The organism is Leminorella grimontii, from assembly GCF_039789245.1.
In the GTDB taxonomy this organism is placed as follows: domain Bacteria; phylum Pseudomonadota; class Gammaproteobacteria; order Enterobacterales; family Enterobacteriaceae; genus Leminorella; species Leminorella grimontii.
In genome coordinates, this window is record NZ_CP146357.1 from 1,281,787 (window position 1) to 1,301,090 (window position 19,304).

Annotated in this window: 22 protein-coding genes; 12 read left to right on the plus strand and 10 right to left on the minus strand. The window is 54.3% G+C overall.

The genetic code is table 11. The annotated features are described in order from the left end of the window. Positions 1-6 precede the first annotated feature (6 nt). The gene (mlaA, locus tag V8L73_RS06240) at positions 7-768 is read left to right on the plus strand and encodes a phospholipid-binding lipoprotein MlaA (RefSeq protein WP_027275186.1); all 762 of its coding nucleotides are present in this window, start codon (positions 7-9) and stop codon (positions 766-768) included. A 63-nt stretch (positions 769-831) separates the two neighbouring features. Here the strand turns inward: mlaA and fadL are convergent, their stop codons facing one another. Next, positions 832-2,130 carry a long-chain fatty acid transporter FadL gene (fadL, locus tag V8L73_RS06245; RefSeq protein ID WP_347254399.1) on the minus strand — a complete coding sequence of 433 codons (1,299 nt, stop codon included), beginning with the start codon at positions 2,128-2,130 and terminating at the stop codon, positions 832-834. 415 nt (positions 2,131-2,545) lie between these two features. Between fadL and V8L73_RS06250 the strand changes: the two genes are divergently transcribed. Beyond that, on the plus strand, positions 2,546-2,839 hold the full coding sequence (locus V8L73_RS06250; protein ID WP_027275188.1) for a YfcZ/YiiS family protein: 294 nt from the start codon (positions 2,546-2,548) through the stop codon (positions 2,837-2,839). Positions 2,840-2,921: 82 nt separating this feature from the next. Continuing rightward, entirely contained in the window at positions 2,922-3,395 is a 474-nt protein-coding gene (gene sixA / locus V8L73_RS06255; RefSeq protein ID WP_347254400.1) for a phosphohistidine phosphatase SixA, read from the plus strand. A gap of 57 nt (positions 3,396-3,452) precedes the next feature. Here the strand turns inward: sixA and V8L73_RS06260 are convergent, their stop codons facing one another. The 7 genes from V8L73_RS06260 to smrB all read right to left on the minus strand — a co-directional run bounded on the left by V8L73_RS06260 (position 3,453) and on the right by smrB (position 7,706). Then, positions 3,453-3,776, minus strand: coding sequence for a phosphotyrosine protein phosphatase (locus V8L73_RS06260; RefSeq protein WP_347254401.1), 324 nt, complete (start codon positions 3,774-3,776; stop codon positions 3,453-3,455). Positions 3,777-3,898: 122 nt separating this feature from the next. Continuing rightward, positions 3,899-4,117 carry a hypothetical protein gene (locus tag V8L73_RS06265; RefSeq protein WP_027275191.1) on the minus strand — a complete coding sequence of 73 codons (219 nt, stop codon included), beginning with the start codon at positions 4,115-4,117 and terminating at the stop codon, positions 3,899-3,901. Between the two features lie 99 nt (positions 4,118-4,216). Further along, positions 4,217-4,663, minus strand: a complete 447-nt coding sequence (locus V8L73_RS06270; protein ID WP_347254402.1) for a hypothetical protein — start codon at positions 4,661-4,663, stop codon at positions 4,217-4,219. Further along, positions 4,660-5,115 (minus strand): hypothetical protein, encoded by a 456-nt coding sequence (locus V8L73_RS06275; protein ID WP_347254403.1) that lies wholly within the window; start codon positions 5,113-5,115, stop codon positions 4,660-4,662. Before V8L73_RS06275 ends, V8L73_RS06270 begins: the two co-directional genes overlap by 4 nt. Positions 5,116-5,203: 88 nt before the next feature. Further along, positions 5,204-5,659 (minus strand): hypothetical protein, encoded by a 456-nt coding sequence (locus V8L73_RS06280; RefSeq protein WP_347254404.1) that lies wholly within the window; start codon positions 5,657-5,659, stop codon positions 5,204-5,206. Between the two features lie 1,070 nt (positions 5,660-6,729). Beyond that, positions 6,730-7,140, minus strand: coding sequence for a hypothetical protein (locus V8L73_RS06285; RefSeq protein ID WP_347254405.1), 411 nt, complete (start codon positions 7,138-7,140; stop codon positions 6,730-6,732). Positions 7,141-7,175: 35 nt separating this feature from the next. Continuing rightward, the gene (smrB, locus tag V8L73_RS06290; protein WP_347254406.1) at positions 7,176-7,706 is read right to left on the minus strand and encodes an endonuclease SmrB; all 531 of its coding nucleotides are present in this window, start codon (positions 7,704-7,706) and stop codon (positions 7,176-7,178) included. A 159-nt stretch (positions 7,707-7,865) separates the two neighbouring features. On the opposite strand from smrB, the gene prmB reads away from it, so the two are divergent. Genes prmB through V8L73_RS06320 form a run of 6 tightly spaced genes read left to right on the plus strand, consistent with a single transcriptional unit; the run spans position 7,866 to position 12,501 of the window. After that, on the plus strand, positions 7,866-8,798 hold the full coding sequence (gene prmB, locus V8L73_RS06295) for a 50S ribosomal protein L3 N(5)-glutamine methyltransferase (RefSeq protein ID WP_347254407.1): 933 nt from the start codon (positions 7,866-7,868) through the stop codon (positions 8,796-8,798). A 38-nt stretch (positions 8,799-8,836) separates the two neighbouring features. Continuing rightward, positions 8,837-9,922 carry a chorismate synthase gene (aroC, locus tag V8L73_RS06300; protein WP_347254408.1) on the plus strand — a complete coding sequence of 362 codons (1,086 nt, stop codon included), beginning with the start codon at positions 8,837-8,839 and terminating at the stop codon, positions 9,920-9,922. 39 nt (positions 9,923-9,961) lie between these two features. Then, positions 9,962-10,798 carry a penicillin-insensitive murein endopeptidase gene (gene mepA / locus V8L73_RS06305; RefSeq protein ID WP_347254409.1) on the plus strand — a complete coding sequence of 279 codons (837 nt, stop codon included), beginning with the start codon at positions 9,962-9,964 and terminating at the stop codon, positions 10,796-10,798. Between the two features lie 3 nt (positions 10,799-10,801). Further along, complete coding sequence (locus V8L73_RS06310; RefSeq protein ID WP_027275199.1) at positions 10,802-11,605, plus strand: TSUP family transporter; 804 nt, start codon at positions 10,802-10,804, stop codon at positions 11,603-11,605. 44 nt (positions 11,606-11,649) lie between these two features. Next, positions 11,650-12,204, plus strand: a complete 555-nt coding sequence (locus V8L73_RS06315) for an elongation factor P hydroxylase (protein WP_422655622.1) — start codon at positions 11,650-11,652, stop codon at positions 12,202-12,204. Positions 12,205-12,228: 24 nt separating this feature from the next. Beyond that, positions 12,229-12,501 carry a YfcL family protein gene (locus V8L73_RS06320; protein WP_347254411.1) on the plus strand — a complete coding sequence of 91 codons (273 nt, stop codon included), beginning with the start codon at positions 12,229-12,231 and terminating at the stop codon, positions 12,499-12,501. Positions 12,502-12,551: 50 nt separating this feature from the next. Here the strand turns inward: V8L73_RS06320 and mnmC are convergent, their stop codons facing one another. Next, positions 12,552-14,582 carry a bifunctional tRNA (5-methylaminomethyl-2-thiouridine)(34)-methyltransferase MnmD/FAD-dependent 5-carboxymethylaminomethyl-2-thiouridine(34) oxidoreductase MnmC gene (gene mnmC / locus V8L73_RS06325; protein WP_347254412.1) on the minus strand — a complete coding sequence of 677 codons (2,031 nt, stop codon included), beginning with the start codon at positions 14,580-14,582 and terminating at the stop codon, positions 12,552-12,554. Positions 14,583-14,753: 171 nt separating this feature from the next. Here mnmC and fabB point away from each other — a divergent pair, with 171 nt between their 5' ends. The 3 genes from fabB to rhtA all read left to right on the plus strand — a co-directional run bounded on the left by fabB (position 14,754) and on the right by rhtA (position 18,112). Beyond that, on the plus strand, positions 14,754-15,965 hold the full coding sequence (gene fabB / locus V8L73_RS06330) for a beta-ketoacyl-ACP synthase I (RefSeq protein WP_347254413.1): 1,212 nt from the start codon (positions 14,754-14,756) through the stop codon (positions 15,963-15,965). 375 nt (positions 15,966-16,340) lie between these two features. Then, a complete protein-coding gene (gene aphA, locus V8L73_RS06335) occupies positions 16,341-17,048 on the plus strand; it encodes an acid phosphatase AphA (RefSeq protein WP_347254798.1) in 708 nt (235 codons plus the stop codon). 149 nt (positions 17,049-17,197) lie between these two features. Beyond that, entirely contained in the window at positions 17,198-18,112 is a 915-nt protein-coding gene (gene rhtA, locus V8L73_RS06340; RefSeq protein ID WP_261831472.1) for a threonine/homoserine exporter RhtA, read from the plus strand. Between the two features lie 52 nt (positions 18,113-18,164). Here the strand turns inward: rhtA and V8L73_RS06345 are convergent, their stop codons facing one another. Beyond that, positions 18,165-19,202: a PLP-dependent cysteine synthase family protein gene (locus V8L73_RS06345; protein ID WP_261831473.1), complete on the minus strand. Its 1,038-nt coding sequence runs from the start codon at positions 19,200-19,202 to the stop codon at positions 18,165-18,167. Positions 19,203-19,304 lie beyond the last annotated feature (102 nt).

Genomic DNA, 19,304 nt, shown 5'->3' on the forward strand with positions numbered 1-19,304 from the left:
AAGAAAATGAAAAGCCGATTGGTCAGTTGTGTATTTGCTGCAGCGATGCTGACGGGCTGCGTTAACAGCGGCAGCCTGAACGAAGACGGTACGCGGCCAGACCCGCTAGAGGGTTTTAACCGCACCATGTTCAACTTTAACTACAACTATATGGATCCGTACGTCGTGCGTCCTGTCGCCGTCGTTTGGCGCGACTATATGCCGCAGCCGGCGCGCAGCGGATTGAGCAATTTCACCAGCAACTTGGGTGAACCTGCCTCGATGGTTAACAACTTTCTTCAGGGAAACATTTACGACGGTTTCCGCCATTTCAACCGCTTCTTCGTCAACACCCTGTTGGGGATGGGCGGCTTTATGGACGTGGCGGGCATGTCTAACGACAAGCTGAAGAAGGATTACAATAAAGAGTTCGGCCAGGTGCTTGGCCACTATAACGTGCCCTACGGGCCATACGCTGTTCTGCCCGCTTACGGTTCTGCGACCGTGCGCGACGAAGGCGGCGGCTATGTAGACTATGCCTATCCGGTGTTAAGCTGGCTCACCTTCTGGGGATCGGTCGGCAAGTGGACGGTAGAAGGCATTGAAAGCCGCGCTCAGCTGCTCGATCAGGATCAGATGCTGGCCAACTCGCCGGATCCATATATCTTCGTGCGTGAAGCCTACTTCCAGCGTCATGACTTCTTGGCTAACGGCGGCAAGATTGATGAGGAAAACAATCCGAACGCCGAAGCGCTTAAGGATCAGTTGGACGACATCGACTCAGAGTAACGTAAATTCAATAAAAAACCCGTCGAAAGACGGGTTTTTTGCATCATCAGCACAGAAAGCGGCTTAGAACGTATAGTTCAGGTTAACGCCATAAAGCCAAGCTTTGCCTTCAGATTCGAAGTGATACACCGGGCTGTTTGCCGAGTTGTTTTGCTTCTCGCTGATTTTGACCTTTTGGCCGTGCATGTAGGAGACGCCAACGTCGACCGATGCATCCGGCGTGAAGTTATAGGTCGTTCCCATACTTAGCCACAGGCGATCCTGATCGGGAATTGAAATAGAGCGGTTGCTAGCGGGAACCGCGCTGTCGTCAAAGGCGATGCCTGCGCGCCAGGTCCAGGTTTCGTCGTGGTAATAGGTGGTTCCCAGCGCCATGCGGTAGGCGTCCCTGAAGCCTTCATGCTTTTGGAACAGAACGTTGCCGTCGCTGTCTTTGGCCTTAAGCTCTTCGAACTCGCTCCAGCTGGTGTAGCTTAGGGTGTAGTGCATCGCCCACTTCGGCGCGACTTTGTGGTAGCCGGACAGCTCCCAAATCTCAGGCAGAGTCAGCGTCAGCTTGCCGGAACGAGAGGAGCCGTCGGTGCCCCAGGGCAGGCCGGTGATGGGCTGATAGCCGTTGAGGCGGCTGTTCAGATCGCTTTTGTACGTACCTTTAAAATCGATATCGATCTTCGAGCGGTAGCTTAGGCCGATACGGTTGTCTTTATCGATTTCATACAGCATGCCGGCGTTCCAGCCATAGCCCCATTCGTCACCGTGCAGGTAGGCGACGGTTGAGTTTGGCTGCATGGCGCCGCTGGCGCTTTCGCCCGCATAGCGTCTGATTTTCGCCTTGGCGTAAACGGCGTTAGCGCCAAGGCCGAGGCTGAAGTGTTCGTTGACGCGGTAGGCCGTGCTCAGGTTGAAGTTGCCCGTTTGCAGCTTGGTTGTGCCCGCCAGAGGGCCTGCGGCGTATTCGTCGTTAAAATGGGTTGATAACCCGTAGTTGCTGGTGGCGAAAGCGCCCAGCGCCCATTTTTCATTAATGGGGAGAACGAAGTGCAGGTTAGGAACCCATTCGTTAGGCGTGATATCGTTGGCGTGCATGTCGTTGCCCTGAGGCGACGTGCCGGTGATTTCTACCTCTGGCTGAACGTAGATGGCGCCGCCGGAAAAGGTTGCGCGATCGAACATTGTCATCGAGGCCGGGTTACGGTTGCCTGAAGAGGCGTTATCGGCAATGGCTCCTTCGCCGGAAAAGGCGCGGCCCAGGCCGGAAGCGGAGGATTCTTGCAGCTGAAAACCGGATGCGTACAAATTGCTCGAAAGGCTGGCGACGGCAATCGCCAGAATAGACTTCTTCAAATTCTTTTTTAGAAACATACAAAATCTCAACGAATCATAAGAATTATTACGAATTGTAATAATCGAAGCGCGCATTTTAGGGAGGATTAAAGGGCTGACAGATTAGACCAGTTGACTAAAAAGCGTGTTTTTAGCGGAGATTTTGATGTGGTAACCGCTGAAGTAGAGAACGCTTTTTATCAACAGGCCGATGGTCGCTTTATGTAACGCACCTGGTTGTTAACTAAAATCAATATAAATCAATAAAATAAATGACTTTCGTTTATTAAGCGAAGGGGAGGCGGTAGCCGTTAAGCGGGGATAAATGGTAAAATTCATGCATCGCGTGAGAGGAAGGCGTAGTATAAAGAAAATCATCGATTTTTGAGCCAGATCTCATAACAGCTTAGCCGTAAAGCGGAGATTGTTCCGCCTTACATAGAGGAGAAAAGAGATGTCAGATTCATTAAAGTGCAATGCTCAGGAAACTGCCGCCTGCTGCTGCGTTGACGTAGGGACAGTGATGGACAATACCGACCTGACGGCGTCCTATAAAAGCGAGTTTGCGTCCCGCGCTGAAGCGGAAAAGATGCTGAACATGTTGACGGAAAAAGCGCGCGCCACTGAGTCCGAGCCTTGCGATATTAAGAGCAGCATTGTTGACGTTAACGGCGGCGTTGAGCTTACCGCTGACTTTACGTTCTGCTGCCAGGCTGAAACGCTGATTTTCCAGCTCGGGCTGCGTTAGTTTTTCTAAGTAAGATTTTTACAAATGTGACTTACAGCAACGCCGGTTTTTCCGGCGTTACTTTTTTGCCAGGAGGGAAACCATGCGGGTGTTTATTATGCGTCACGGCGAGGCCAGCTTCCATGCAGACAGCGATCCTGCCCGTCGCCTGACCGAGCGAGGCGTTGAACAAACGGCGGACATGACGCGTCGACTGCGCGAGCAGTCAAACGGCATTGAATTTGTTCTGGTTAGCCCCTACGTTCGCGCCCAGCAGACGCTGGAGGTCGTGCGCCGCGAATTCCCGCTGCCTTCTGCCGTTTGTATTGAGACGTTTCCCGCGCTGATCCCCGGCGGCTCCCCCGCGCCGTGCGCTGACTACCTTACGGTGCTGGCACAGCAGGGCATCGGTTCCGTATTGATTGTTTCCCACCTGCCGCTGGTAAGCTATCTGGTTTCCGAGCTTAGTCAAGGGAGCGCTTCGCCGATGTTTCCAACCTCTGCGGTTGCCTGCGTTGAGCTGGATGCCCAAACTGCGAGAGGGCGGTTTGAGTGGATGATGGCGCCAGGGATATAGCCTGAGGCAATAAAAAAGAGATGCGTTAAGCATCTCTTTTTTCTCATTTCTTTTTGCCTATAGCCCCAGCCTGTGAGCGACAACTTCTTCAAGCAAAGCCACCAGCTCGGAGTCCATGTACTGATAGTCGTCGGGAATATCCAGCACGTGAATCGGCTTATGCTCCACCAGTCGGCGATAGTCCGCGACAATGCGGCTTTTGTGCTTTTGCTCCATCACGCAGATGACGTCGGCCCATTGCAACATTTCCGGCGTTAAGGGCTTTCTGGCGTTGCGGCTGGTGCCGGCGGAACGCACGGAAAGCCCCGGATGTTTACGCCAAACCTGCTCGGCCGTTGGGCTGCGCCATTGGTTACGGCTACAGATAAATAAAACATTCATACACTTCATCCTTCAAGCTGCCTCTTCGTTGGCTGCGTTCGCTCACCCTAGTCACGTACTTTTGTACGCTCCTAGGGATTCCCTCACTTGCCGCCTCGACGCACCTTGAATGATTTTGTGTATTACTTATATTCTTCCATCGCGCGGCGGGCGAGCTGTCCGCTTCGCACTCTCGGATAGTCCATCCCCAGTTGAGCCGCTCTGGCAAGCTTCTTTGAGCGGATATACATCAGCTTCCAGCGCTTTTCTTTAGGAAAGTCGCTGCGGGGTGGGTGACTGTCGCGTGAGCGATTGCGACTTTTCTGTGCGAGCCGCCAGGCCCGCGTGCGGTTATTGTCCATAATGTTCTCTCTGAATGAATTTACCGGGTTCAGCAGCCGCGGTAATACAGAGAGGCCTAAGCCGCGCGTATCATAGCGCGATTTAGAGAAAAGTACAGCCTAAGGCCTGTCGGCAAAATAGAATCCCTTAGGCGTGATGAGCGCCATGACGGCGCCCGACAGCATTCCCGGCGCAACGTAAAGCGCAAAGCGATGGAACAGGGAGCCTGGCCGATCCGTACCGATAAGCACGTCCTGAACGCCGAACACGACGGTGAAAAAGAGGAGCGCCAGCATCGCGCCCAATAGTGCGCAAAACGCCGTTCGGCGAAGCCTTGAACCGTAATGCCTAGCGGGAAGGCAGGCTGCGCCGATGCCCGTAAACAGCGCGGGAAGTACACCGAACGCATAGCTGATAAAAAACAGAATGGGGAAGAATGAAACCGTTGTGGCTTTGTCTTCGCTGCCGGGCAGCATTACGCCAAAAGCAATGTATAGGAAGCCAATGATTGGCCCTATCAGCGAAAACCAGAAGGCGTGGCACAGGGCGCGGTAGGCGAGCGTCATCGAGCTTCTCCTGTATCAGCTACGCTGTAGCCGTTTCTGGATTGCGTTTGAAAAGGTAAATGCATCAACGTCAGCAATGCGCCAGCAGAGGCAAAGGCGCCAGAGAACGCATAGAGAAAGAAGGTTAGAGGCCTATCTCCAGCTAACGTTGTCATGCCGAAAAAGAGCGGCAGAGGCAGTGATATGAGCGCACCAAACGCGATGATGACGTAATGGCGATAGGCGCGACGGCTGATGAAGCTGGCGAAAATTCCGGTTAACAGGGCAGCAGGGCCACCGAATATATAGGTGAACAGGATCGTAAGAAGCGGTTCTTCAATAAGTATTCCAATTGCGTTAAATGGCGTTTTGCCTATCGTTTCTAATATGATGATGCAGGCGACAAGCCCGAACAGCGGGCCAATGGCAGTGAACCAGAATGCATTAAGCAGTACGTGACGCGGCGTTGGCATGGTTTTTCTATTTATCCTGTGAATACCGTTGCGTTTATTTTTATAGGCTACCGCGGCTCTGTGAGCCGAAGATGAAGCTGGTGATAAATTATGTCTGTCGCTGAAGTCGGCCCTTTTTCCCACCGGGGAAAAAGGGCGCAATCAGGGCCGCCAATAAGGTCAGAAGCATGCCGATTCCACCAAGCGTCGCGCTGATGGTGAGGTCTTCGATGAATTGGCTGTATCCCGAAATACCACACTCTTCCGGATGATAGCTTGAGCTGGTAAATACAAATGTCGAACATACTAATACATAGATAAATACGATTAATCCACCCAATATGGATGTCGTGGCTAGACGGCGAAAAGGGGTATTAGCGTATTTTACTGATAAACAGGCCGAGCATATTCCTGTGATTATCGTCGGAACGCTGAGAATATAATAGAGCTTCGCAAGCTCATCGATATCAACCAGCGTTGATATTACGGCCAGTAAAGTGATGATAACGAAAATAAATAGCGTAAACCCAAAAACATGGCTCAGAGGACAGTAGCGGAAAGTCATCGTTTTTCCCTTTCTGAATAACCGGGCAGGCGAGTAATAACAAGCGAGAGCAGCGCGGCGGGGAATGCTCCCAGCTTGGCGCACATCATGATCCCTGTGAGAGGGGACCGAGAAAATCCACTTAAAACGTCCGATATGCCGAATAGCACGATAAGAAGGATAAATGCCGAACAGGCGCCAAACGTTGCTGAAAAAGCGATACGGCATACAGCAGGTTGATAACATCGTTTGGGAAGAAATGAGGTGCCAACTCCCGTAACCAAGGCGGGGATCGCGCCAAGGCAATAAATGATGGTGAACATGTCCCTTGGTGGGAGGCGACCGGCTAAAAGTAAAAGGGGAAGCGCAGTTATCAGGGGGCCTAAAAGCATAAACCAGAAGGCGTGATGCAGCATACTGCGTAGCGTTGGCATAATATTCCGTTTGTCCTGTAAGAGCGTTCCATTTTTTACACGTTAATGCGGCTTTGTGAACAGATAATGAAGTGGGCGATATATTATGTTTGTCGTTGAGGCCGGTTCTTTTTCCCTACGGGGAAATAGGGCGCAATCAGAGCTATCAATAGGGTAGAAAATAGACCGATTGCGCCAGCGGCTACGCAAAGGCCGCAGATTAATTGGCTGACATGGGAAATATCATACTCTTTTGTGTAATGGTCTGAACTTGTAAATGAAAGCATTACACGCAGTAAAAAATAAAAAAATGCGACTAATCCACCCCATGCGGAAGTAGACGCCAGGCGGCGTAAGGGAAAGCTCGAATATTTTACCGATAAACAGGCTGAGCCTATTCCCACTATTAACGCTGGCATACTGAAAGCGTAATAACTTTTTGCCAGCGACTGGAGAAATGGTTCCGTGTTCCACGGGGTAAACGGCATGAAAAGCAAAAGAGTGACGGCGGGGTTTAATAGCGTAAACCAGAAAGTATGATATAGGGAGTAACGCATATTTCCATTCTATCGTTGAAGTCGTTCCGTTTTTTTACAGGCTACCGCGGCTCTGTGAGCCGAAGATGAAGTAAGCGATAAGGTAACGCTGCTTTTACCTTATCGCCGGAAAGAAATACGATCAGCGCGCAACCCGGAACAGAACCTGACGCACAATAATCCGGGTGATGAGTGAAGAGAACAGAATTGTCAGAAAGCAGTGCAGGAGAAAGTTTTCCGGCACGTAGGTTGGGTTGAGAATGATAAGCTGAAGCAGCAAAACGGTGCAGCTTACGGCAATCATCATCAGGTTGCTTAAAATCCGTGAGCGAAACACCGCCGCAATAGTTCCTGCAGCAAAAGAAGCCGGTACGCCGAATGCATAAGTCATCAGGAAAAACTCAAACTGGCCCTGAGACAAAAATCTTGTAATAAACGCGAAGGGATCGTTGGTATTGGACGCGCTAAGAGCGGTAATAAAAATAAGGGAAACGAGCGGCATAATAAGCATAAACAACGGCACATAGCATAAAACCCGGTGCGCGGTTTTCATAAGCCTTATCCTCCTTGGTAGATGACGTTACTGCATTACTCTTCCCTTTCAATCAACACCAAAATGGCCGCATCGCCGCCGAACTCTTTCGGTGCTTGATGAAACGCCCGTACGTCGGGATGCTGCGCCAGCCACAGTGGAGTCTGTTTTTTCAATACGTGCTTGCCGTGGCCGTGCATCACGCAGGCGCAGTGGACGTGTTCCCGCCGACAGGCGGCAAGCAGCGCCCCCAGCTCCTGCTTGGCCTGCGCCTGCGTCAGGCCGTGCAGGTCGAGAAACAGTTCAGGCGTATAGTCTCCTCGCCTCAGCTTTTTCAGCTCGTAGTGGTCGACGTCGGAACGCACGTAGCGCATCGCGCCGTCTTCATTCAGCAGCGGCTGAAATTCGTCGGAAAAGTAAAACGATGCGTCGACCTGTTCCTGCATCAGGCGTTCTGGTGAAACGGCCTTTGCCTTACGCATGGGTCTATGCACCTTGGTCGTTTGTCGCAAAGGCTTCGCGCCCTGAACGGCGTCTTTAAACTGGGCGCTCTCTTCATCGGTGAGCGTAAATTTCTTTTTTGTCACAAAATAGCGCTAGCGTAAATTAAACGGAAATATCGGCGCAGGGCGCCCGAAATATAAGGGAAATTTTTCTATAAGAATAAAGGATGGAAGCTGATTTGTCGCGCGTTTCGTGGCAAACTGTTCGGCTATTTCCAGCCAGATTTCCCGTCGGAGGGGTAATTGGACAAGATTGTTATAGATGAAGCGGTTAGCGAGCTGCGTACCGTTCAGGACATGCTGCGCTGGTCGGTCAGCCGCTTTAGCGAGGCCAGCGTGTATTACGGCCACGGTGCTAACAACCCTTGGGATGAAGCCGTACAGCTCGTGCTGCCTACGCTCTTTTTGCCGCCGAATTCTCCGCCTGAAGTCTACCTGTCTCGCCTCACGAAAAGCGAGCGCCAGCTGATTGTAGAGAGGGTAGTGCGTCGCGTCGAAGATCGCCAGCCGGTGGCCTACCTGACCAACAGCGCCTGGTTTGCCGGGCACGAGTTTTACGTTGACGAACGCGTTCTTATTCCCCGTTCTCCCATCGGCGAGCTTATCGAGCAGCGCTTTACGTCGCTGCTGCCCCACGAACCTCGCGCCATTCTGGACATGTGTACCGGCAGCGGCTGTATCGCCATTGCCTGCGCTTACGCTTTCCCTGAAGCAGAGGTGGACGCGGTGGACATCTCCGCCGACGCGCTGGAAGTCACCGAATATAATATTCAGTCTCACCGCATGGAGCATCAGGTCACGCCGATGCGTTCGGACCTGTTTCGCGACATGCCGTCGATGATCTACGATCTTATCGTGACTAACCCGCCCTATGTGGACGCCGAAGATATGGCCGACATGCCGTCGGAGTATCATCATGAGCCCGAACTCGGGCTTGCGGCCGGGCACGATGGGCTCGATCTGGTTAAGCGCATTCTGGCCTGCGCGCCGGACTTCTTAAGCGACGACGGCGTGCTGATTTGCGAAGTGGGCAACAGCATGGTGCATCTGGATGAGGCCTATCCGGATATTCCGTTCACCTGGCTGGAGTTTGAGTTCGGCGGCGACGGGGTATTTATGTTGACCAGAGAGCAGCTGCTGGCGTGCCGCGAGCACTTCAGCGCCTACCGTGATTAATTACCGTAAATAAGAAAGACAACGCCTGAGGAACTACCATGGCCGGAAACAGTATTGGACAACTCTTTCGCGTGACGACGTTCGGCGAGTCTCACGGCGCGGCCCTTGGCTGTATCGTCGACGGCGTGCCGCCGGGGCTGGCGTTAACCGAGGCCGACCTGCAGCACGATCTGGATCGCCGCAGGCCGGGGACGTCTCGCTATACGACCCAGCGCCGAGAGCCCGACAGCGTACGCATTCTTTCCGGCGTGTTTGAGGGCGTTACCACCGGCACCAGCATCGGGCTGCTGATTGAAAATACCGATCAGCGTTCTCAGGACTACGGCGCCATTAAGGACCTGTTCCGCCCTGGGCATGCGGACTACACTTACCAGCAAAAGTACGGCGTTCGCGACTATCGCGGCGGCGGTCGCTCTTCAGCGCGGGAGACCGCCATGCGCGTAGCGGCGGGGGCGATTGCCAAGAAATACCTGCAGGAAACTCTGGGCGTTCGCATTCGCGGCTATCTGTCGCAGATGGGGCACGTTCAGTGCGAGCTGAAAGACTGGGAGCAGGTAGAGCAAAACCCGTTTTTTTGCCCGGACGTCGGTAAAATTGAGGCGCTGGACGAGCTGATGCGCGAGCTGAAAAAAGCGGGGGACTCCATCGGCGCCAGCGTAACGGTCATCGCCGACGGCATACCCGTCGGGCTGGGCGAACCGGTTTTTGACCGTCTGGATGCCGATCTAGCCCATGCGCTGATGAGCATCAACGCGGTGAAGGGCGTTGAAATCGGCGACGGTTTCGGCGTTATCGGCCAGCGAGGCAGCGAGCACCGCGACGAGATGACCCCGCAGGGCTTTTTGAGCAACCATGCCGGCGGTATTCTGGGCGGCATCAGCAGCGGCCAGCAAATCGCCGCTCGCATCGCCCTTAAGCCGACGTCGAGCATCATGGTTCCCGGTCGCACCATCAATATGCAGGGCGAAGCCGTAGAAATGGTGACTCGCGGGCGCCATGACCCCTGCGTCGGCATTCGCGCGGTGCCGATTGCCGAAGCCATGGCGGCCATCGTGTTGATGGATCACTTTTTGCGCCACCGCGCCCAGTGTGCGGACGTGACGACGGATATTCCTCGCTGGTAGTTAAGGACAGCAGAAAGACAAGTCATAAGGACAGATATAATGAAATATGGGTTTTGGGCCGCCGTAATACTGGCGGCAAGCGCTTTTTCTGCAACGGCCGCCACGCCGTGGCAAAAGGTGAAAGAGCCGGTTCCCGGCGCCCCTCAGGCGATCGGCGGCTTTTCTAACGGCTGTATTATTGGCGCGCAGCCTCTGCCGCTTAAGGGCGACGGCTATCAGGTTATGCGTACCGACAAGCGTCGCTACTTTGGTCACCCTGACCTGTTGAACTTTATCGATCGCCTGACGCAGAAGTCTCTGGCGCAGGGGCTGGGCGTGGTGCTGATTGGCGATATGGGCATGCCCGCCGGCGGCCGTTTTGCTACTGGCCATGCCAGCCATCAGAGCGGGTTGGACGTTGATATTTGGCTTCAGCTTCCGACGGAGCGCTGGAGCAATGCGCAGTTGAAAAGCCCCAGAGCGATAGATCTGGTTTCCGGCGACGGCAAGAGCGTAATTGAAAGCCTGTGGTCGCCGCAGGTGGGCGAGCTTATCAAGCTTGCCGCCAGCGACAGAGAGGTTACGCGCCTCTTCGTACATCCGGCCATCAAGCAGAAGCTGTGCCAGACGGCCGGCACCGATCGCACCTGGCTTAGAAAGGTGCGTCCGTGGTTTGGCCATCGCGCCCATATGCACGTTCGCCTGCGCTGCCCGGCCGATAGCCGGGAGTGCGAAGAGCAGGCGCCGGTACCCGCAGGGGACGGCTGTGGCGCAGAGTTGACCAGCTGGCTGGAGGCGCCGGCCAAGCTGCCTAACGCGAAGCCGAAGCCGCCGGTTATCCCCGAGCCGCCCGCTTCCTGTAAGGCGTTAATTGTGAACAGCTTTAAGGCAAAATAGGTTATGGAGTGGTTTCCGCTCGGCGCAGAGGTTTACGTTATCCTGTTTTTCGTTGCGATGATTGCAGGGTTTGTCGACTCTATTGCGGGCGGCGGAGGGCTTATTGGCCTGCCGGCGCTGCTGTCGGTGGGGCTTCCTCCCGCGCAGGCGCTGGCAACCAATAAGCTGCAGTCTATCGGCGGATCGTTTTCCGCCAGTCTCTATTTCATTCGCCAAAGGGCGGTGGACCTAAAGGGGCAGCGTTGGACTATCCTGTTAACCTTTATTGGCGCCATGATTGGCGCCATTTTGATTCAGCATATCCAGGCTGATATTTTGCGGGCCGTGTTGCCGATACTGGTGATCGCTATCGGCCTCTATTTTCTGTTTTGCCCTAAAGTGGGTGAGTTTGAACGCAGGCAGCGCCTGACCACATGGCCGTTTGCCTTTATCGCCGGCTTTTGCGTCGGCTTCTATGACGGCTTTTTCGGCCCCGGTTCGGGGTCGTTTTTCGCACTGGCCTATGTCACTCTGTTGGGTTTTACTCTGACGCGAGCGACGGCGCACGCCAAGGTGCTGAACTTCACTTCCAACCTGGCTTCGCTGCTGTTTTTTATTCTTGGCGGCAAGGTTATCTGGAGCATAGGGCTGGTCATGCTGTGCGGCCAGGTCATCGGGGCCCGCACCGGCGCCAAGATGGTGTTGAGCAAGGGGCAGAAGCTGATTCGACCCATGCTTATCGCCGTGTCGTTCGTGATGAGCGTTAAGCTTATTTACGACAGCCACGGCGCTGAAATTCAGCGTTGGCTGAGTCAATTTTTTAGTTAACCCGCATTGAAATAATAACAAAATGGACGTAAATCACCGTGACGTTGAAGCATAATCCTCAGGATCTCGTCGAGCTGTTCGACAGGACGTTTAAAGCACAGTACCAAACCGAGTTGGTAAACGACGGCGACGAGCCGATTTATCTGCCGGCGGACGAGAATTCTCCCTATCACCGCATCATATTCGCCCACGGCTTTTACGCCAGCGCGTTTCATGAAATCTCCCACTGGTGTATCGCGGGGGAAGAGCGGCGCAAGCTGGTGGACTACGGCTATTGGTACTGCCCGGACGGCCGCAGCGCCGAAAAGCAGGCCGAGTTTGAAGTCGTTGAAATTAAGCCGCAGGCGCTGGACTGGCTGTTTTGCGTCGCGTCAGGCTACCCGTTTAACGTCAGCAGCGACAATCTAGACGGCAACTTCGATCCTGACCGCGTCGCCTTCGCGCGCAAGGTTCAGGCTCAGGTGGTAGATTATTTGGCTAATGGCAATATTCCCGAACGCGCGGCCCGCTTTATTGACGCGCTGCGGGCGTTTTATAACACGAAGCCGCTGACGGCGGACGACTTCCCCTATCCGGAATACCCGGCGGGGTGGCAATAATAGCCTGTTGACTTGAGGTACTGCATGATTTCACAGTTCGAGCAGCGCATTCTGGCGCTGATTGATGAAAACGTTGAGCACGCCAGCGACGATGAACTGTTTGCCGGCGGCTATTTGCGCGGCCACGTCACTCTGGCCGCTGCGCAGGCGGAAGCGCAGGGTGAGGATTCGCTTGAAGCATATTCTGAACTGATTGAGCAGAGCCTGGACGGCGCCATTGCGGCAGGAGAACTGTCTCCACCGGACAGGGCGCTGGTGTTTGAAACGTGGAACGCCTTGAAGGCGCGCGTTGCCTGACGTTCTTCAATTAACGGCCCTCGCGGGCCGTTGTCGTTTATTCCACGCGGCTACCCTGATATTGCCGTCCCTTTTAGCAGCTTACGCACCCACAGTCGGTTAGGATTTAGCGCCGAGGCGAGATCCGCCGACAGCGGCAGCGGTTCGCCGAAAATCTGGCTGGCCAGCGTCTCGGCCATCAGCGGTGCGGAGCAAAGCCCGCGCGAGCCAAGCCCTCCCAACATGTAGAGCCCTCGCCATACGGGAGCCGCATCAACGTCTTCTTTACGCCTGATTTTTTCATGCAGATTTTGGTAATCGTTCAGGAGGCGCTCCGTATCGGGCACGGCGCCGACCATCGGCAGGTGATCGCGCACTGCGCTTCGTACGCCGCAGCGGGCAAGCCCGGCGCTCACGTCAACGCGCGTGGGCCATTCGACATTCGGCAGGCAGCGGATCAGGCGCTGGCGGTTTTCCTGCTGCTCCTCTTCGCGGTAGTCCGTGTTTTGCTCATCGCGCCCATAGCTGGCGCCGATGCAGTGAAATTGTCCCTCTGCGTCGACCGGCGTCATGTAGCCGTCATAGCAGATAACCTGCTGAAGGCGGCGAAGTTCGCTTGAGGTGGGGATCTGGCTGACCTGGCCGCGAACCGGAGTGAGCGCAAGCGAGGAGGTTTGGTTAAAATCGGGCAGGCGGTGGCCGTTGGCCAGGATGACCGTTTTGTGGCGCACGACGTCGCCGTTTTCAAACCTGAGCTTCCAGCCGTCGCCGGACTGGGTTAATGACGTTAGGCGGCGTTGATAATGGGCGCTCATTCCTCTTTTTTGCGCCTCTTCGATTGCCCGTTGAGTCAGCCTGCGGGGCGACAGCCACCCGCCCTGCGGATAGTGAATGCCGCCGCAGCCCGTTGGCAGCCCGCACAGGGCTTCCGCCTCTTCCTGGGTCACCGCGCGGGCAAGCTCAGAAAGCGGAGCCGAAGCCAGCATGTTAGCGACCTTTTGCCTGCTTTTTTCGTCATAGCCGAGCTGGGTTACGCCGCACCACTGGTGTTCGAAGTCAATGCCCTGAAGTAAAAGCGCATCGTAGCGCCGCCGGGCGAAGATAAAAGCGTGAGTAAAAACGTCGCTTAACGCGCTGGCCTGTTTAGCCAGCAGCGGATATAGCGCCCCCTGAGCGTTGCCGGAAGCGTTCTGAGCGGGCTCGTCATCCGCGCAGTAGAGCGTGACTAGCGCTCCACGACGCAGCAGCGCCAGGGCGGCCATAGCGGAAGCGATGCCGCCTCCGATAATGGCGACGTCGTCAGAGCCTTCAGCCTTGGGTGTCCGGTACCAGGGGCGCTCGTCGCGCAGAGGAACCGGCAATTCGCTGCGGCGAACGCCGACCAGCATTTCCCGCTTTTGGCCAAATCCTTTGATGCGGGAAACGTCAAATCCCGCCTGCTGTAACCCGCGGCGTACGAAGCCGGCTGCGGTAAAGGTAGCGAAAGTGCCCGACGGCGCGGCCATGCGCGCCATGCTGTCAAACAGCAGCGGCGTCCACATTTGTGGATTTTTTGAGGGCGCAAAGCCGTCGAGAAACCAGGCGTCGACCTGTTCCTGTACGCCGTCGCCCAGCGTCGGCAAAACTTCGTTAACGTCGCCGAACCAAAGGTCGAGCGTCACTCGTTCGTCGTCTAACAGCAGGCGATGGCAGCCGGGCAGAGCAGGGGGCCAGGCGCGCTGTAGCTCTTTACAAAGTTCGAAGTACTGCGGCCAGGCGCGGTGTACCTCTTCTAAATCCCTCAGGCTTAAGGGGAACTTTTCAAAGCTGATAAAGTGCAATGCGGCGAGCGGTGCGTCCGGATTCGTATCGCGAAACTGTCGAAAGGCCTGCCACAGCGTAAGAAAGTTTAGCCCGGTGCCAAAGCCGGTTTCTGCGACAGTAAAGCGCCGTGCGCTATGTTTGGCAAAACGTTCAGGCAGGCCGTTGCCGGTTAAGAAAACGTAGTGGGTTTCCTCGGGGCCATCCTGATTGGAAAAGTAGACGTCGTCAAACGCTCGGGATACAGGTGTACCCTGTTCATTCCATTCAAGAGATGCGTGTTTTATAGGGGGAGCGTTCACGTTAAAAGACCGTTTTTCAAGTACTGACGAGCGTTTAATGATGACTGACTTACACAGAAATTAACACAATTAATCGGATCATTTTGCTGATCGGACTTGTTCAGCTTACATCTGTAAGCTAATCTGTTAGCCAAACTCCGTTATATGATAAAAAGTAGAAAGAGGTCATTGATGAAACGTGCAGTTATCACCGGTTTAGGTGTTATATCTAGTATCGGTAATAATAAAGAGGAAGTTCTGGCATCTCTGGAGCTAGGGCGTTCCGGTATTACCCATGCTCAGGAACTGCAAGACGCAGGCATGCGTAGCCACGTCTGGGGTAATGTTAAACTGGATGCGGCAGGCTTAATTGACCGGAAGATCGTTCGCTTCATGAGCGATGCTTCCATTTATGCCTACCTTTCTATGCAGGAAGCAATTAAAGATTCCGGCCTGGCGGACGATCAGGTGTCTAACGAGCGTACTGGCCTGGTGGTCGGCTCCGGCGGCGGTTCTCCGCGCAGCCAGGTCGCCGGCGCTGACGGCATGCGTTCGCGCGGCATCCGCGGCGTGGGGCCTTATATGGTGACCAAGGCGATGGCCTCAGGGGTTTCCGCCTGTCTCGCGACGCCTTTCAAGATCCGCGGCGTTAACTACTCCATCAGCTCAGCCTGTGCAACGTCAGCTCACTGTATCGGCCACGCCGTTGAGCTGATTCAGCTCGGCAAGCAGGACGTTGTTTTTGCCGGCGGCGGCGAAGAGATGTGCTGGGAGCTGGCCTGTGAGTTTGACGCCATGGGCGCGCTGTCCACCAAATATAACGAGACGCCGGAAAAAGCGTCCCGTACCTATGACGAAGACCGCGACGGCTTCGTTATTTCCGGCGGCGGCGGCATGGTTGTCGTTGAAGAACTGGAGCACGCGCTGGCGCGCGGCGCTCATATCTATGCTGAAATCGTCGGCTACGGCGCAACGTCTGACGGCGCCGACATGGTTGCTCCGTCCGGCGAGGGCGCTGTTCGCTGCATGAAGATGGCGATGCAGGGCGTTGATACGCCTATCGACTACCTGAACGTTCACGGCACCTCAACGCCGGTTGGCGACGTGAAGGAGCTGGGCGCTATTCGCGAAGTGTTTGGCGACAAGACCCCGGCGATTTCTTCCACCAAAGCGATGACCGGCCACGCGCTGGGCGCAGCGGGCGTTCATGAAGCAATCTACTCTCTTCTGATGTTGGAACACGGCTTTATCGCGCCGAGCATCAACATTGAAAAGTTGGATCCCGAAGCTCAGGGGATGAACATCATAACCAAGATGATTCGCCAAGAGTTGACCACCGTGATGTCCAACAGCTTCGGCTTCGGCGGCACTAACGCGACGCTGGTTATGCGTAAGTATCGCTAATCATATGTAAAAGCGTTTAGAACGTTATACGGGCCCCGACCTCTTTGGTTGGGGCTTTTTATTTGGTGAGAGCGAGCCTTCCGACTGCCGTCTCGGTTCTAGCTGAATAACTTCGATAAAATTTCCCGTTTAGAACATGAGTTTTTATCAAAAGGTTGCTTTATTTTTTTCAATATTAAATGGCGACAGAGAATAGCGCGGAAATATCGCTTTCTCTAGCCTGATTTATAGGATGTTAGGCTCATTTTTTATTTTTATAAAAGAGAGGATGTTTGAAGTAGGCCCTATTTTATCGCTACCGCTATGTTAGCATTGACGGGTATTAGTATCATTTTGTTATTTCCTTTTCTATTTATTTTATAAAGGGCCTTCATGATGCGTAAATTAACCTTAGTCGTTGGTGCTATATCGTTAGCATGCAGTTTGAACGTTTTTGCTTTAAGCCAGCCGGATACGGCGCTATATCCGGGAGTAGATATAGCGCAGATATCTTATCAGGCGCCGGTCCATTGGGTTTCCGTCGAGCAAATTAAAATGAGCCTGGAAGGCAAGCCTGCTATGGCGGTTGGCTTTGATATCGACGACACGGTTTTGTTTTCTTCGCCGGGTTTCTTTCGAGGCCAGCAGCAGTTTTCTCCTCATTCATCGGAATTTCTAAATAATATGGAGTTTTGGGAAAAGATGAACGGCGAATGGGATAAGTTCAGTATTCCAAAAGAATCGGGTCGAGCTTTAATCTCCATGCATTTAGAACGAGGTGACGCTATTTATTTTATTACCGCGCGCCCGCAAACCAAGAATGAAATCGTAACGCAAGTTCTGCAAGAAGACTTTAATATACCCGCAGATAAAATGAATAAGGTTATCTTCGTCGGCGAAAAAGAAGGGGTGAATTTAAAAGTTCCCGCCATGAAGGAGAAAAAAATTAAGGTCTACTATGGCGACTCCAATGGCGATATTACAGGTGCAAGAGAAGCCGGCGCCAGAGGGATCCGAGTGCTGCGTCCTGATAATGGAACGAACAGTCCTTTGCCAAAAGCGGGAATATTTGGTGAAGAGGTGCTTGTAAACTCCAACCGCTAGGCTGCATCAACTTTCCGATACCGGCGACGTTCGCCGGTATTTTTCTCTTCTGGGGTAAAACCCGTTCCTTTAATCGGGTATCATACGGCCTGTTTCTTATTTATTAGGCCCGCCGAGCACGGATAGCGCAGCGGCGGCTGAGTGTATCTATGTCCCTGAAGATGAAAAAATCGCCGGTGTTAGTACCGGTGCTGCTATTGCTTATCGCTATGCTCTCTATTCAAAGCGGAGCATCTCTTGCTAAAACGCTTTTCCCCATTATCGGCGCGCAGGGAATGACGGCGCTGCGCCTGTGCCTGGGAACGATAATCCTGATGGTGTTTTTACGGCCGTGGCGTAAAAGCGCGACCCGCACGCCCGCTCCCGGTGCGCGCGGCTGGCTGGTGGCCTATGGGCTTTCTCTGGGGGGAATGAACCTGCTGTTTTATATGGCGCTGCAGACCGTACCTCTGGGAATTGCCGTTGCGCTGGAGTTTATCGGCCCGCTGAGCGTAGCAATGTTTTCATCTCGCCGAGTCGTTGACTTCCTCTGGATTGCGCTGGTGATTGCGGGCTTGGCGCTGCTGCTGCCCCTGCGGGATTCCGTCGACGGCGTAGATCCGGTCGGCGCTGGCTATGCGTTGGGCGCCGGCGTCTTCTGGGCGCTGTACATTATTTTCGGCCAGAGGGCCGGAGAGAACTACGGTACGCGCTCTGTCGCCTTTGGCGCAATGGTTGCTACGGTCATCGCGCTTCCTATCGGTGTCATGCACGCCGGCAGCGATCTGTTCTCTTTGTCGATTCTTCCCGCCGCGATTGGCGTGGCCATTCTGTCTACGGCGCTGCCTTATTCTCTGGAGATGGTTGCGCTCACCCGCCTGCCGGCCCAAACGTTTGGTACGTTGACCAGTCTGGAGCCCGCCATGGGGGCGCTGTCGGGGCTGATATTCCTCAATGAAACCCTGTCTCTCCTTCAGTGGTCCGGGCTTTTGGCTATTATCGTTGCTTCGATGGGGGCGTCGTTGACCATTCGGCCAAAGGGGAAGGTAAAGCCGGTGAAGAAGAAAGAACCGCTTGAGTCTTAAATATGAAACGCCGCAGCTGCGGCGTTTTTCTTTTTAATTTCTTTGATATTAACTACATAGATTCCAGCTGCCGCTGAAACTCGCTCAGGTCGCCGATGTGTTGCCGTACCCATTCCGGGCTGTAGTAAGTGTCCAGATAGCGCTCGCCGCTGTCGCAAAGCAGGGTGACGATAGAGCCCTGTTCACCGCGCTCTTTCATTCGCTTTGCCATCTGTAGCGCGCCCCAGACGTTGGTGCCGGTGGAGGCGCCGGTTTTACGGCCAAGGATTTTTTCAAGCCAGAGAACGGTCGCGATGCTGGCGGCGTCCGGCACGTGGAGCATTTCATCAATGACCTCTGGAATAAACGACGGCTCTACGCGCGGGCGACCAATGCCTTCAATCCGGCTACAGGCTTCTCCCGGCGCACGATCGCCGGTTTGGTAGTAACGATAAAACACGGAGTTTTCCGGATCGACCACCACCAGTTTAGTGTCGTGCCCCTGATAGCGGATGTATCGACCGAGGGTGGCCGAGGTGCCGCCGGTTCCTGCGCTCATCACTATATAGTCCGGGGTTGCATGAGGCTCTTTTTGCATTTGACGGAAAATGCTGTCGGCAATGTTATTGTTGCCGCGCCAGTCGGTTGCACGCTCGGCATAGGTGAACTGATCCATATAATGGCCGTTGAGGGACCGGGCCAGCTCTTCTGACGCAGGATAGATTTCCGACGGGTGCTTCACAAAGTGGCAGCGGCCGCCGTAAAACTCGATGAGTTCGATTTTCTTTCTGGCGGTGCTGGCGGGCATGACGGCTATAAAAGGTAAACCGAGCAGGCGGGCAAAGTAGGCTTCAGACACGGCGGTGCTGCCCGACGACGCTTCAATAATCGTCGTGCCTTGCTTAATCCATCCGTTGGACAAACCGTATAAAAACAAAGAACGCGCCAGGCGGTGCTTCAGGCTGCCCGTCGGATGAGTGCTTTCATCCTTAAGATAGATATTGATGCCGGGAAACTGCGGCAGGCAGAGGCGAATAAGGTGCGTATCCGCCGAGCGCTGGAAGTCCGCTTCGATTTCACTGATGGCCTGTTTGACCCATGAGCGCGTCATACTTTTCCCCTATACTATATTAAGTTTCAGGCGGTGAGAGAGCCTGTAGATAGCGTAGCCAGATCGGGGGAAAATGTTATTGCTATTTATCCTTCGATGTCG

What these genes read in the sequence shown, in the direction of transcription:
- fadL (WP_347254399.1), bottom strand. Translation starts at nt 2,130, where the DNA reads ATGTTTCTAAAAAAGAATTTGAAGAAGTCTATTCTGGCGATTGCCGTC.
- mepA (WP_347254409.1), top strand. Translation starts at nt 9,962, where the DNA reads ATGAAATATGGGTTTTGGGCCGCCGTAATACTGGCGGCAAGCGCTTTT.
- mlaA (WP_027275186.1), top strand. Translation starts at nt 7, where the DNA reads ATGAAAAGCCGATTGGTCAGTTGTGTATTTGCTGCAGCGATGCTGACG.
- aphA (WP_347254798.1), top strand. Translation starts at nt 16,341, where the DNA reads ATGCGTAAATTAACCTTAGTCGTTGGTGCTATATCGTTAGCATGCAGT.
- V8L73_RS06265 (WP_027275191.1), bottom strand. Translation starts at nt 4,117, where the DNA reads ATGGACAATAACCGCACGCGGGCCTGGCGGCTCGCACAGAAAAGTCGC.
- fabB (WP_347254413.1), top strand. Translation starts at nt 14,754, where the DNA reads ATGAAACGTGCAGTTATCACCGGTTTAGGTGTTATATCTAGTATCGGT.
- V8L73_RS06285 (WP_347254405.1), bottom strand. Translation starts at nt 7,140, where the DNA reads ATGAAAACCGCGCACCGGGTTTTATGCTATGTGCCGTTGTTTATGCTT.
- aroC (WP_347254408.1), top strand. Translation starts at nt 8,837, where the DNA reads ATGGCCGGAAACAGTATTGGACAACTCTTTCGCGTGACGACGTTCGGC.
- V8L73_RS06260 (WP_347254401.1), bottom strand. Translation starts at nt 3,776, where the DNA reads ATGAATGTTTTATTTATCTGTAGCCGTAACCAATGGCGCAGCCCAACG.
- V8L73_RS06320 (WP_347254411.1), top strand. Translation starts at nt 12,229, where the DNA reads ATGATTTCACAGTTCGAGCAGCGCATTCTGGCGCTGATTGATGAAAAC.
- V8L73_RS06310 (WP_027275199.1), top strand. Translation starts at nt 10,802, where the DNA reads ATGGAGTGGTTTCCGCTCGGCGCAGAGGTTTACGTTATCCTGTTTTTC.
- sixA (WP_347254400.1), top strand. Translation starts at nt 2,922, where the DNA reads ATGCGGGTGTTTATTATGCGTCACGGCGAGGCCAGCTTCCATGCAGAC.
- V8L73_RS06270 (WP_347254402.1), bottom strand. Translation starts at nt 4,663, where the DNA reads ATGACGCTCGCCTACCGCGCCCTGTGCCACGCCTTCTGGTTTTCGCTG.
- V8L73_RS06345 (WP_261831473.1), bottom strand. Translation starts at nt 19,202, where the DNA reads ATGACGCGCTCATGGGTCAAACAGGCCATCAGTGAAATCGAAGCGGAC.
- V8L73_RS06280 (WP_347254404.1), bottom strand. Translation starts at nt 5,659, where the DNA reads ATGACTTTCCGCTACTGTCCTCTGAGCCATGTTTTTGGGTTTACGCTA.
- V8L73_RS06250 (WP_027275188.1), top strand. Translation starts at nt 2,546, where the DNA reads ATGTCAGATTCATTAAAGTGCAATGCTCAGGAAACTGCCGCCTGCTGC.
- V8L73_RS06275 (WP_347254403.1), bottom strand. Translation starts at nt 5,115, where the DNA reads ATGCCAACGCCGCGTCACGTACTGCTTAATGCATTCTGGTTCACTGCC.
- rhtA (WP_261831472.1), top strand. Translation starts at nt 17,198, where the DNA reads ATGTCCCTGAAGATGAAAAAATCGCCGGTGTTAGTACCGGTGCTGCTA.